This is a genomic window from Pseudomonas protegens (assembly GCF_003732485.1).
In the GTDB taxonomy this organism is placed as follows: Bacteria; Pseudomonadota; Gammaproteobacteria; order Pseudomonadales; family Pseudomonadaceae; genus Aquipseudomonas; species Aquipseudomonas protegens_B.
Map to the genome: position 1 here is coordinate 34,094 of NZ_MOAK01000087.1, position 12,189 is coordinate 46,282.

At 65.5% G+C, this 12,189-nt stretch carries 15 protein-coding genes; 4 read left to right on the top strand and 11 right to left on the bottom strand.

Annotation, left to right across the window (positions count from 1 at the left end):
* The 10 genes from BLX41_RS30260 to BLX41_RS30305 form a co-directional block, all read right to left on the bottom strand.
* The coding region (locus tag BLX41_RS30260) for an ABC transporter ATP-binding protein (RefSeq protein ID WP_259745403.1) at positions 1–890 on the bottom strand (890 nt) is incomplete at its 3' end.
* Positions 887–1,786 carry a D,D-dipeptide ABC transporter permease gene (ddpC, locus tag BLX41_RS30265; protein ID WP_123727844.1) on the bottom strand — a complete coding sequence of 300 codons (900 nt, stop codon included), beginning with the start codon at positions 1,784–1,786 and terminating at the stop codon, positions 887–889. The genes BLX41_RS30260 and ddpC, both read right to left, overlap by 4 nt.
* 1 nt (position 1,787) lies before the next feature.
* Positions 1,788–2,804: an ABC transporter permease gene (locus BLX41_RS30270; RefSeq protein WP_123727845.1), complete on the bottom strand. Its 1,017-nt coding sequence runs from the start codon at positions 2,802–2,804 to the stop codon at positions 1,788–1,790.
* A gap of 118 nt (positions 2,805–2,922) precedes the next feature.
* Positions 2,923–4,497, bottom strand: coding sequence for an ABC transporter substrate-binding protein (locus tag BLX41_RS30275; protein ID WP_123727846.1), 1,575 nt, complete (start codon positions 4,495–4,497; stop codon positions 2,923–2,925).
* 149 nt (positions 4,498–4,646) lie between these two features.
* Positions 4,647–5,204 (bottom strand): D-alanyl-D-alanine dipeptidase, encoded by a 558-nt coding sequence (gene ddpX / locus BLX41_RS30280; RefSeq protein WP_123727847.1) that lies wholly within the window; start codon positions 5,202–5,204, stop codon positions 4,647–4,649.
* Between the two features lie 32 nt (positions 5,205–5,236).
* Positions 5,237–6,097: a MurR/RpiR family transcriptional regulator gene (locus tag BLX41_RS30285; RefSeq protein ID WP_123727848.1), complete on the bottom strand. Its 861-nt coding sequence runs from the start codon at positions 6,095–6,097 to the stop codon at positions 5,237–5,239.
* A gap of 140 nt (positions 6,098–6,237) precedes the next feature.
* Complete coding sequence (locus BLX41_RS30290; protein ID WP_123727849.1) at positions 6,238–6,744, bottom strand: nucleoside 2-deoxyribosyltransferase; 507 nt, start codon at positions 6,742–6,744, stop codon at positions 6,238–6,240.
* Between the two features lie 16 nt (positions 6,745–6,760).
* Positions 6,761–7,213, bottom strand: coding sequence for a GNAT family N-acetyltransferase (locus tag BLX41_RS30295; RefSeq protein WP_123727850.1), 453 nt, complete (start codon positions 7,211–7,213; stop codon positions 6,761–6,763).
* 84 nt (positions 7,214–7,297) lie between these two features.
* Complete coding sequence (gene queD / locus BLX41_RS30300; RefSeq protein ID WP_011062303.1) at positions 7,298–7,654, bottom strand: 6-carboxytetrahydropterin synthase QueD; 357 nt, start codon at positions 7,652–7,654, stop codon at positions 7,298–7,300.
* Between the two features lie 131 nt (positions 7,655–7,785).
* Positions 7,786–8,865 (bottom strand): patatin-like phospholipase domain-containing protein, encoded by a 1,080-nt coding sequence (locus BLX41_RS30305; RefSeq protein ID WP_123727851.1) that lies wholly within the window; start codon positions 8,863–8,865, stop codon positions 7,786–7,788.
* A gap of 161 nt (positions 8,866–9,026) precedes the next feature.
* Between BLX41_RS30305 and BLX41_RS30310 the strand changes: the two genes are divergently transcribed.
* The 4 genes from BLX41_RS30310 to BLX41_RS30325 are packed head-to-tail and all read left to right on the top strand — an operon-like array spanning position 9,027 to position 11,627.
* On the top strand, positions 9,027–9,335 hold the full coding sequence (locus BLX41_RS30310; RefSeq protein WP_123727852.1) for a PepSY domain-containing protein: 309 nt from the start codon (positions 9,027–9,029) through the stop codon (positions 9,333–9,335).
* An 11-nt stretch (positions 9,336–9,346) separates the two neighbouring features.
* Positions 9,347–9,649: a PepSY domain-containing protein gene (locus BLX41_RS30315; RefSeq protein ID WP_404942815.1), complete on the top strand. Its 303-nt coding sequence runs from the start codon at positions 9,347–9,349 to the stop codon at positions 9,647–9,649.
* The gene (locus BLX41_RS30320; protein WP_123727854.1) at positions 9,649–10,317 is read left to right on the top strand and encodes a response regulator transcription factor; all 669 of its coding nucleotides are present in this window, start codon (positions 9,649–9,651) and stop codon (positions 10,315–10,317) included. The genes BLX41_RS30315 and BLX41_RS30320 overlap by 1 nt, the downstream gene beginning before the upstream one ends.
* On the top strand, positions 10,314–11,627 hold the full coding sequence (locus BLX41_RS30325; RefSeq protein WP_123727855.1) for a sensor histidine kinase: 1,314 nt from the start codon (positions 10,314–10,316) through the stop codon (positions 11,625–11,627). Before BLX41_RS30320 ends, BLX41_RS30325 begins: the two co-directional genes overlap by 4 nt.
* A 129-nt stretch (positions 11,628–11,756) precedes the next feature.
* On the opposite strand, the gene BLX41_RS36765 is transcribed toward BLX41_RS30325, so the two are convergent.
* The coding region (locus tag BLX41_RS36765) for a methyl-accepting chemotaxis protein (RefSeq protein WP_259745405.1) at positions 11,757–12,189 on the bottom strand (433 nt) is incomplete at its 5' end.

Consider the following 12,189-nt stretch of genomic DNA (forward strand, 5'->3'; position numbering starts at 1 on the left):
CTGCAGCGCTCGCGGAAGGTGCAGCCGCCGGGCAGATGGGCGAGGTTCGGCACTTGCCCGGGAATGGTCAGCAGCGGCGCGCCGGGGGCCACCTGTTCCGGCAGGCCGCTGAGCAGGCCGCGGGTGTAGGGATGCTGCGGGTCGAGCATGACCTGGGCGGTGTTGCCTTGCTCCACCACGGCGCCGGTGTACATCACATAGACCCGGTCGCAGAACTGCGAGACCACCGCCATGTCGTGGGTGATCAGGAGGATCGCGGTGCCCCGTTGCCGGGCCTTCTCGCGCAGCAACAGCAGCACTTGGCGCTGCACCGTGACGTCCAGGGCGGTGGTCGGCTCGTCGGCAATCAGCAACTGCGGATCGCAGGAAAATGCCAGGGCGATCATCACCCGCTGGCGCATGCCTCCGGACAGCTCGAACGGGTAGGCCTGCAGCACCTGCTCGGGGTCGGCGATGTGCATGTCCCGCAGCAGGGCGATGGCCTTGGCCCGGGCCTCGTCCTGGCTCAGGCGCTGGTGATGGATGATCACGTCGAGCATCTGCCGGCCGATGCGCCGGGTCGGGTTGAGGGCGGTCATCGGTTCCTGGAAGATCATCGCCGCGTCGCGGCCACGGATCTGCAGCAACTGTTTTTCCGAGGTGGTGAGCATGTCGCGGCCCAGCAGGCTGAGGCTGCCGGAGGTGATGCGGTAGCTGCGCTCGGGCAGCAGGCGCAGGCTGAGCATGGCGGTCACCGACTTGCCCGAGCCGGACTCGCCGACCACGCCGACGATTTCCCCCGGGTTGACGTGCAGCGACACGCCGTTGAGGGCCTGTACGTTGCTGCGGTAGGCGGGAAATTCCAGGCTCAGGTTATCGATGTTGAGAACGGCGGATGAGCTCATGGTCATTTCCCCTGTTGCCGTGGATCGAGCAGGTCACGGATGCCGTCACCCAGCAGGTTGAACCCGGTGGCGGTGAACAGGATCGCCAGCCCGGGAAAGGTCGAGTACCACCAGTTGTCGAGGATGAAGTTGCGCCCGGTGGCCACCATCGCCCCCCATTCGGCGGTGGGCTGCTGGGCCCCCAGGCCAATGAAGCCCAGGGCCGAGGCCATGAGGATGGCGCTGCCGATGTCCAGGCTCAGTTGCACCAGCAGCGGCGGCATGGCGTTGCGCCCCACGTGCCAGTTGACGATGTGCCAGCGCCCGGCGCCGTAGGTCTGGGCCGCCTTGACGTAGCCCATCTGGCGGATGCTCAGGGCCTGGCCTCGGGCCAGGCGCACGTAGAACGGAATGCGCACCAGGGTGATCGCCAGCATGGCGTTGAACAGGCTCGGGCCCAGGGCGGCGGCCAGGGCCATGATCAGCACCAGCGATGGCACCGAGAGCATGATGTCCATCAGGCGCATGATCAGGCTGTCGAAGCGCCCGCCGATGATCCCCGACAGGCAGCCCAACAGGCCCCCGGCCAGGCATGAGGCGAAGGCCACGAACAGGCCCACGCCCACCGACTGGCGGCTGCCGTGGAGCACCCGGCTGAACAGGTCGCGGCCGACTTCGTCGGTGCCGAACCAGTGGGCGGCGCTGGGGGCGGCCAGGCGTTGGGCCAGGTTCAGGGCATTGGGATCATGGCTCGACAGCCAGGGGGCAAAGGCCATGCACAGCAGCACCAGCAGGGTCATGCACAGCCCGGCGATGGTCAGCGGGCTTTGCCGCACGCGGTAGCCCAGGTAGGCCAGGCGCGCGCGCCAGCTGCCGGCTTGGGCCGCCGGGACCGGCAGGGGAACGATCAAGGGAGCGGACATCTCAACTTACCTCGCCAATGCGCGGGTCGATCACCCGGTACAACAGGTCGATCGCCATGTTCAGCAGCACATAAATGAATGACACCAGGATCGCGAAGCCCATCACCGCCGGGAAATCCAGGGCCTGGATCGACTTCACCACATAGGCGCCCATGCCCGGCCAGGCGAACACCGTCTCGGTCAGCACCGCGCCGTACAGCAAATCGCCCAGGGTCAGGCCGAGCACCGTCACCGAGGGGATCAGCGCGTTGGGCAGGGCGTGGCGCAGGATCACCGCCCAGCGCGACAGGCCGTAGGCCCGGGCGGTGCGGATGTAGTCCTCGCCGAGTTGGTCGAGCATCGCCGAGCGGATCTGCCGCGCCACCACCCCGAGGTTGACGAAGCCCAGGGTCACCGCCGGCAGGATCAGGTGCTGCAGGGCATTGAGGAACAGCGGGATGTCCCCGGCCAGCAGCGAGTCGATCAGGTAGAAGCCGCTGATCGTGGGCGGCGGCTCCAGGCCTTCGTCCAGGCGGCCGCTGCCGGGCAGCCAGCCGAGGTGGCCGTAGAACAGCACGATCAGCCCCAAGCCCAGCCAGAACGCCGGGGTGGATATCCCGGTGACCGCCAGGGTGCGGGCGATCTGGTCGATAAAGCGGTTGTGATAGACCGCCGACAGCACCCCCAGCGGTACGCCCACCAGCACCGACAGCAGCAGCGCCGCCAGGGCCAGTTCCAGGGTGGCCGGGAAGAACGCTTGCAGGTCCTCCAGCACCGGGCGGCTGGTGCGGATCGAGGTGCCCAGGTCGCCGTGCAGCAGGTCGAGCATGTAGCGGCCATATTGCTGGTACAGCGGCAGGTCCAGGCCCAGTTGGTGGCGGATGTTCTGCACGATCGCATCGCTGGCCCGGTCGCCGGCGATCAGCCGCGCCGGGTCACCGGGAATCAGGTGCGAGATGGTGAAGGTAATCAGCGAAACCCCGACCACGACCAGCAACAGGCCGAGCAGGCGTTTGCGCAACATATTCAGGAAGGCCATGAGGCAACCTCGTTAACGCTTGACGAACGGCAGGGGCGACAGCAGCCCCGCAGCGGGGACACGGCAACCCGGCGCCGGCCCGGTTCAGGGGCCGGCGACGGGGATCGCAGGGCCGGTCCTACTTGCTGATTTCGGCGATGTTGAACACCTGTTCCAGCATCGGATGGAACACGTAGCCCTTCACCGAATCGCGCATCGGCAGGCTGTAGTTCTTCTGGTACAGGTAGGCGTAGACGTTGTCCTTGAGGACGATCTTCTGCGCCTTCTGGTACAGCTCGATGCGCTTGGCGGTGTCGTTGGTGGCCGCCGCTTCGCGGATCAGGCTGTCGACTTCGGGGTTGCTGTAGAACGAGCGGTTGCCCGGCAGGCCCTGCAGGCTGGAGTCGAACCAGAAGTTCATGAACATGTAGGGATCGGCGAAGTCCGGGCTCCAGGAGCCGATGGCCACGTCGTAGTCACCCTTGCCCACCCGTTCACGCATGGTGGCGTTGGCCAGTTTTTCCATCTTCAGGTTGATGCCCAGGGGCGCCAGGCCCGCTTGCAGGGTCAGTCCGATGGACTCCCAGTTGGCGTCCTTGTCCGAGTACAGGTAGGTCAGGTTGCTGATCTTCTGCGGGACCTTGGCCAGGCTGGCCTTGGCGCCGTCCAGGTTCTGCTGTATCAGCGGCAGGCTCGGGTCGTGGGCCCACATGCCGTCGGGTATCGGCCCGTTCATCAGCTTGGCCTGGCCCTTGAGGATGCCGTCGACGATGCCCTTGTAGTCGATGGCCTGGACCAGCGCCTGGCGCGCCTCGACGTTGTCCAGGGGCGCACGCTGGTTGTTCAGGTACAGGTAGTTGACCCGCAGCGAGGGGAAGGTCTGGATCACCACCCCGGACTTGCCGGCCAGGGTGCCGAGCTGGTCTTCGGGCATGTCCTCGATGATGTCCAGGTCGCCGCGCTCCAGTTGCAGGCGGCGCACCGAGGCTTCGCTGATGATCTTGATCACCACCTTGTTCAGGCTCGGCTTGGGGCCGGCGTAATAGCTGTTGGGCTCCAGCGTCAGCGCCTGGCCCTTCTGCCAGTTGCTCAGGCGGAAGGCCCCGGAGCCGGCGGTGTGGGTCGAGAGGTAGGCATTGACGTCCTCGCCCTTGTTGACCACGTCCGGGTTGATGATGCCGCCGCCGTTGTGGGCCAGGGTGTAGAGGAAGGGCGCGTAGGGTTTCTTCAGGGTGAAGCGCACGGTCAGCGGGTCGACCACGGCCACGCTCATGTCATCCGGGAAGGCCCCGGACGGGCCCTGCTTGAGTTGCATCAGGCGCTCGAAGGAGAACTTCACCGCGGCGGCGTCTACCGGCTTGCCGTCGTCGAACCTGTTGCCGGGCTTGAGTTTGAAGTCCCAGGTCAGGTTGTCGGCGGAGGTGCTCCAGCTCTCGGCCAGGTCGCCCTGGACTTCGGTGCTGCCCTTGCCGTTCTCGACCTTGTAGGTCACCAGCTTCTGGTAGGCCGGGTAGGTCACGGCCCAGTCGTTGTTGTCGATGGTCACGGCCGGGTCGAGGGTCTGCGGGTCGGCGGCCTTGCCGATCATCAGGGTGTCCTTGGGCGCAGCGGCGCTGGCCGCCTGCCAGGCCCCCAGGCTCAGGGCTGCGCATAGCAGCGACAGGGCGACACGGGTGGACAGACGCACATCAGGGTAATTGCGGTTAGGGGTCATGCCGGTTTCCTTGATCATTCGATGTTGGGAAGTTCGTCAGGTTTTTTATAAAAGCTATAACCGGGCAGTTGTTGCTGAAGCGGTGTTGCAGTACGACCGGCTTGGGGCAGTTAGCTGCCTGTTGTTGTGGCCGGCTGGGGAACGGGAGATCAGTGTTCGAAGGGCTGGTCGTGCTCCTGGATCAGGGGAAAGTCCTCGGCGTTGGGCAACTCGTAGTGCCACCACTCGGTGGGGATCGCCTCGAAGCCGGCGCTGAGCATGATCCCCAGCAGCAGCAGGCGGTTGCGCTGCACCTGGGGCGGCAGGTCGCTGTAGAACTGGTGCGACTTGGGCTCCATGGCGTCGAAGGCGGTGCCCATGTCCAGCGGCTGGCCGGTTTCATCCACCAGGGTCAGGTCCACGGCCACGCCCCGGGTGTGGTGCGAGCCCAGGCGCGGGTCGCGCACGTAGTCCGGGTTGGGCAGGGCCTGCCACAGCAGTTGCTGGGCGTAGGCCGGGCGGTAGGCGTCGTAGATGCGCAGGCCCAGGCCGGCCATGCGCGCCAGCTGGCTGGCCTTGTACAGGCAGGCGGCGGCGTCCTTGTGCAGCAGGCAGCGGGCGTTGCGATAGATCACCTGGCCGGCCAGGTTGTCGGCGCTGGCGTAGATCAGGTCGATTTCCAGTTGGTGGCGCTGGGCGTCGATTTCGACAAGGGGGCTGTTGTTCACTCACTCACTCCATCTGGGTTAACGCTTGAAGGTCAGGACTCGAACTGGCCGAAGGCTTCCTGCAACTGACGGTTCTTGGCCAGGCGCTGGTCCAGGCGTTCGCCATAGCCCTCGGCCACGGCGGACACCATCAGGTTGAACAGGCAGGTCAGCGGCGCCAGGGAATCCCAGAACTGGCCGACGTCGGTTTTCAGTTGCAGCAGGTCCAGCGGGAAGTCCCGGGCCCAGGGGCACTGCAGGTCGGTGACCAGGGCCAGGGGCAGGGCGTTGGCGTTGGCTACTTCACAGAAGGTCTGGGTGACGGCGGAGTAGGCGCGGAAGTCGGAAATGATCGCGTAGGGTTTGGCGAAGCCCGAGTTCAGGGTTTCCGCATAGATGCCCGACAGGCCATCGACGTAGTAGACCTTGGGCCGGATGTATTCCAGGTGGCTGTGGAAGGCGTTGAGGATGCCCCGGGTCGACTGGATGCCGATGATGAACACCGCGTCGGCCTCGACGATCTGTTGCACGATGGCGGCGAAGGGCTGGCTGCGGGCCAGGCCATAGACATGCTGGATGGCCTCGATCTCGCGATGCATCGAGCGCTCCAGGGCATCGTCCTGATGGGCTTCGCTGCGAAACGCACCAAGCCGGTCGGTGATCAGCCAGGAGGCCGGGGCATCGCCGCGCAGGCCTTGCTTGACGTCATCCAGGTTGCGGTAGCCCAACGAGCGCAGGAAGCGCCCCACGGATATGCCGGTGGTGCCGGCTTGCTGGGCGATGCTGTCGGCGGTCTCGAAGGGCAACTGCTGGAGGTTGGCCAGCAGGTAGGTGGCGATGCGCTTGCCGGTGGGGGTCAGGCTTGCAAACTGCTGTTCCAGGGTGATTTGGAAACTGTTCTTGTCCATGACCATCTCGCTGGGCGTTCGCTGGAAATGTTATTTATGTTTCATTCTTGTATCTAGTGTTAGAAACATAACATCGGCTTTCGCGACAAGACAAGGCTTTTGTCCGGGGTGGTCGTTTTCGGCAGAAAGTGACGTTGCTGGCTATCTCAGCGAGGTGCAGGGGAAGCGTTCAGCCAGCGCCCGAGGTCGCTGATGGCGGCTTCCACACTGCTGCTGCGGCCACTCCAGCTGCAGGCCAGCATCAGGTTGCGCGGCAGATTGAAGTCTTCCACCGCAAAGCCCTGGGCGTCGCGGCCCTGGGCATCGTGGGGCACCTGCTGGCGCAGGGTCGCGGGGCCTTCGAAGTAGGCCCACACCGGCTTGCCCAGGACGACCGCCGCGCCCACTTCGAAGGCGGTGCCGGAGTCGGGCTCCAGGCCGCGAAAGTCATTCAGGTTGGCCAGTAGCGCATCGCAGCCGCGGATCATCTGCAGGTTCTGCCGGTAGATCCACTGCGCGGTGGCTTCCGGCGAGAGGTCCGGCGGCGCCTGGTTATCCAGGGGAAACAGGCCATGCAGGCCGTGGGCGCTGCACAGTTGCTTGAGGTACTCGCCATGGGCCTGGGCGTCGGTGCGGAAAACGTCGAATCCGGCGAGGTAGATACGTGGTTGCATGGGGCTCCTGGTGCGATCAGTCCAGCGGCTTGCTCATGTAGACCCGGTGCAGCCCGTGCTCCACCGCGCGATGGGTTTCCACATAACCGTGGCGGCCATACAGGGCGATGTTCTCGCTCATGGCTTGGTTGGTGTAGAGGCGCACGCAACTGTGACCGGCAGCCAGGGCCTGTTGTTCGGCGAAGGCCAGCAGTTGCCGGCCATGACCGCGGCCCTGGGCCTCGGGGCTGACCGCCAGATTGTCCAGCAGCAGGGCTTCCTGGGCATCCAGCAGGACAATGAAACCGGCGATCGCTTGCTGGTCCTCCAGGACCCAGATCTGCCGGGCCAGCACCAGGCAGGAATAGTCTTCGAGCATCGGCGCCGGTTCCCGGCCGATCCGCGCGATATAGGGCGCATAGGCGCTCTTGGCAATGCCTTCGATGGCGGCGAGGTCGGGCAGGGCGGCGGGACGGATGGTCGGCGGCATGGGCGCGAGTGCTCGGGTAACGACGGGGATGGGGCAATCATAGGCATAAAAAAACCACCCCGTGGGGTGGTTTCTTCGGCCGGCTTATTCGCCGCGATAGATGCAACCGCTGGTGCAGGTTTCGTGGATGCGGATCGCACTCAGCTCCGGTAGCAGGGGCTTGAGCTCATTCCAGATCCATTTGGCCAGGACTTCGCTGGTGGGGTTTTCCAGGCCGGGAATGTCGTTCAGGTAGTTGTGGTCCAGGCGCTCGTAGAGCGGCTTGAAGATCGCCTTGATTTCCGAGAAGTCGCGGATCCAGCCGGTGTGCGCGTCGACCTCGCCGCTGAGGTGGATCGCCACCTTGAACGAGTGGCCATGGAGGCGGCCGCACTTGTGGCCCTCGGGCACGAAAGGCAGGCGGTGGGCGGATTCGAAGGTAAATTCTTTGAAGATTTCCACAGTGTCGGTCAGCTCTGTCAGATGGCGATCGCCGGGGGGGCGAGTTGAGGCAGGCGGCGAGTTTATCAGCTTGCCCCGGCGCTTGCGGAAAAACCCTGACTAAAGGGTCAGTGCGCAGCGGCGAGCCTTCTCTAGAGGCTCTGCAGGCGCTCGCCGAGGCGATTTTGTGCGGCCAGCTCGAGGAACTCGTCCCCCAGGCGCCGGCTTTCGTCCATGGCGCTGCGCCAGTATTTCTGCCGGCTGGCGTCGTCGCCCATGAAGCGCTTGAAGTCGTTGCGGTCCGGCAGTTTGCCGTAGGGCAGGCGCGCCAGGTATTCCCGGGAGGGCGCCAGCAGCAGTACGTCGCGCAGGCGTTCGGGGCTGGCCCGGCGCCAGGGCAGGGTCTTGTCGAACCAGCCGGGGATCACCCGGTCGGTGAAGTGCGGGTAGAGCACGATGTCGCTGCCGCTGTAGGGCAGGTCCAGGTGGTAATCCAGCAGGCCGCCGTCGCGGAAGGTGCCGGCCCCGGCGCCGGGCAGTTCGCGCACGCCCTGCATGACCATGGGGATCGAGCCCGAGGCCAGCAGTGCCTGGCGCAGGTTGCCGCGGTCCAGGGGCACGAAGCGCGAGGGGAAATCTTCCAGGGCCTGCAGCGGCGGGGCCAGGCGCGGGTCGTGCAGCACCAGGCGTTCGAAGTGTCGGGACAGGCGCGCGCGGCCCCGCAGGTTGTCGGCGATCACCGAGGACAGGCCCAGGCCCAGGCGCCCGCGGTGATCGTCCGCCAGCAGGCCGTGGCTCTTGACCACCATGATGTTCAGCCGGTAATGGGGGTTATCGAGAATCGAGGCGTCGCGGCCATCGAGCAGGTCATCGAGCATGCGCCGGGAGCTCTGGCTGATCTGCGCCATGGTCACGCCCTTGGCGAAACTCTGGGCGTTGTACAGCTGGCCCAGGCGGCGGATGCCTTCGGCGGCGTCCGGCAGACAGGCGCTGGCAAAGCGCCAGGAGCCCACCGACGCGCCGATCAGAGAACGCTCACGGGGCACCGCCGGCAACCATTCACCGAACAGCGCCAGGTCCAGCCCCTGAATGCCCAGGGCCTTGGGCCCGCCGGCGGCGCCGGGCAAGGTGCCGACTTCGCCGGCGTGCAGGCCTTGACTACGGATGCGGGCCAGGGCGCGGGGGCCGGCCTTGAGGGTCAGGGCGGGAAACTTGATATGGATGGCGGTCATACCGGGCTCACTCTTGAATCAGCCGCCGAGTATAGAGAACCCCGCCGCTGCGGGCCGAGTGAAACTTGTGTCAGGGCCATGGTGGCCATTCAGTTTCAATTAAGTTGCCTTGGGTATCGTCTGCGGCATCGGCCTTTGGCCACTGACCTTGGAGACCTGCCATGAAAACCCTGACCGCACTGTTCAGCGCCAGCCTGATTGCTCTGACCGCCAGCCTGGCTCATGCCCGGGACCTGGGCCCGGACGAAGCCCTGAGGCTGCGCGACGCTGGTACCATTGTGTCCTTTGAAAAACTCAATGCCACGGCCCTGTCCCGGCATCCTGGGGCGAGCATCAGTGAAACCGAGCTGGAAGAGGAGTACGGCAAGTACATCTACCAGGTTGAACTGCGCGACCCGCAAGGACTGGAGTGGGACCTGGAACTGGACGCCGTGACCGGCCAGGTACTCAAGGACCATCAGGACACTTAATGAACTCGACGATGCGTGCCGGCAGCCGGGCGGCCCTGGCGCTGTTGCTATTCTGCTCCCTGGCCGTGGCCCGCGACCTGGACCAGGACGAGGCCCTGCGCCTGCGTCAGCAGGGGGTGATCCTGCCCCTGGAGCAACTGCTGCAGCAGGCCATGGACCGCTATCCCGGGGCCAAGCTGCTGGAAGCCGAACTGGAAGAAAAACATGACGTGTACATTTACGAGGTCGAGCTGTTGACTGTGGACGGCGTGGTTCGCGAGCTGGACCTGGATGCCGCTACTGGGCGTCTGTTGAAAGATGAGGAAGACGACTGATGCGCCTGCTTGTGGTGGAAGACCACGTATCCCTGGCGGATGAACTGCTCGAAGGCTTGAAACTCCAGGGCTACGCGGTGGACTGGCTGGCCGACGGCCGCGATGCCCTGTACCAGGGCGCCAGTGAACCCTATGACCTGATCATTCTCGACCTCGGCCTGCCCGGGGTCCCGGGACTCGATGTGCTGCGTCAATGGCGCGCCGGTGGCCTGGCGACCCCGGTGCTGATCCTCACCGCCCGCGGCTCCTGGGCCGAGCGTATCGAAGGTCTGAAGGCCGGTGCCGACGATTACCTGAGCAAGCCCTTTCACCCCGAGGAGCTGCACCTGCGGGTCCAGGCGCTGTTGCGCCGCTCCCACGGCCAGGCCAATCAGCAGACCTTGCAGGCCGCCGGGCTGCACCTGGATGAAGGCCGCCAATGCGTGGTCCGCGATGGCCAGGACGTGTTGCTGACTGCCGCGGAATTTCGCCTGTTGCGCTACTTCATGCTGCACCCGCAGCAGATTCTGTCCAAAAGCCACCTGGCCGAACACCTGTACGACGGTGAAACCGAGCGCGACTCCAATGTCCTTGAAGTCCACGTCAATCACCTGCGGCGCAAGCTCGGGCGCAGCGTGATCGAAACCCGTCGCGGCCAGGGCTACCTGTTCGGTGGGAGCGATTCGTGAGGTCGATCCAGCGCCGCCTGAGCCTGGGCCTGATCACGGTGATGGTGGTGGTCGGCCTGGTGCTGGCGCAGACCAGCCTCTGGCTGTTCGAGATGGGCCTGCAACGCTACCTGGAAGCCGGGCTGCGCAACGACAGCGAGAGCCTGTTGCTGGCCCTGGTGCGGGGGCCGCAAGGCCTGCAGCTGGATGAGCGGCGGCTGTCGCCGGCCTATCAACGGCCGTTTTCCGGGCATTACTTTCGCATCGACTTCGCTGATGTGCACTGGCGTTCTCGCTCCCTGTGGGACCAGGACCTGCCGCAACTGGAGCGCGCCGGCCTGCAAGGCAACCTGCAGCTGGGACCGGAAGGCCAGCAGTTGCTGGTGTTGCGCAGTGACTACAAGCGCCTCGGGCAATCGATCTCCATCAGCGTGGCCCAGGACTACACCCCGGTACGCGAGAGCTTCCAGCGCATGCGCCAGATCGGCCTCGGTCTGGGCCTGGCGGGGTTGCTGCTGATCCTGCTGTTGCAACGGATTACCGTGCGCCGCGCCTTGCGCCCCCTGGAGACCGCGCGGGAGCAGATCGCCCAGTTGCAGCAGGGCCAGCGCTCGCAGCTGGATGCCCAGGTGCCGGTCGAGTTGGAGCCGCTGGTGGCGCAGATCAACCATCTGCTGGCCCATACCGAGGACAGCCTCAAGCGTTCGCGCAATGCCCTGGGTAACCTCGGTCATGCCTTGAAGACGCCGTTGGCGGTGCTTCTGAGCCTGGCTTCGGGGCCCAGGCTCGACGGCCATCCCGAGGTCCGCAGGGTGCTTCAGGAACAACTGGAACAGGTGCAGCAACGGCTCAATCGCGAACTCAACCGTGCGCGCTTGGCCGGCGATGCCTTGCCCGGCGCCTTGTTTGAATGTGATGCCGAACTGCCGGGATTGCTGGCCACCTTGAACATGATCCACGGCGAGCATCTGGACCTGAGTTTTCAGGCTGCGCCCGGGCTGCGCCTGCCCTGGGACCGGGAGGATCTGCTGGAGCTGCTGGGCAACCTGCTGGACAACGCCTGCAAATGGGCCGATGCCGAGGTACGCCTGAGTGTCGAGGAGCGGGCCACGGGTTTCCTTCTGGCGGTGGACGACGATGGCCCGGGAATTCCCCAGGAGCGGCGCAGTGAAGTGTTCAGTCGCGGAGCGCGCCTGGATGAGCAGACCGATGGCCACGGCCTGGGCCTGGGCATCGTCCGGGATATCGTCGAGGCGTGGGGGGGAACCCTGAGCCTGGAGGAAAGCGCGCTGGGTGGCTTGCGGGTCGAAATCGCACTGCCCAGGCGCTAGGTCGACGGGCCAGTGGGGCGGGGAGGGCGCGCTGTGCGGCCCGGCGTGAGCCAGCCCCCGCGCTACCTTCAGTGCCCCCTGTGACAGTGTGCTTTCCAGCCTCCGTCACCTTAAGCCCTTTGCCTCTGTTCAGACGCGGAACTGATCCATCAGGCTCTGTTGCTGGTTGGCCAGGCGGTTGAGGGACTGGCTGACCCGCGCCGATTCATTGGCTTGTTCAGACAGGGATTCGGTGACGTCACGAATGGTTGCCACGTTGCTGTTGATCTCCTCGGCCACTGCGCTCTGCTGTTCGGCGGCGCTGGCGATCTGCAGGTTCATGTCGCTGATCACGGTCACTGCATCGCCGATCTGGCGCAGCGCGGTCACGGCCTGGCCTACTTGATCGACGCTGCCCTGGGCCTGGCGATGGCTGCTGTTCATGCATCCCACCACGTCCCGGGTGCCGGTTTGCAGTTGCTCGATCACCTGGCGGGTTTCCTCCACCGATTCCTGGGTGCGCTGGGCCAGGTTGCGCACCTCGTCGGCGACCACCGCGAAACCGCGCCCGGCTTCTCCGGCG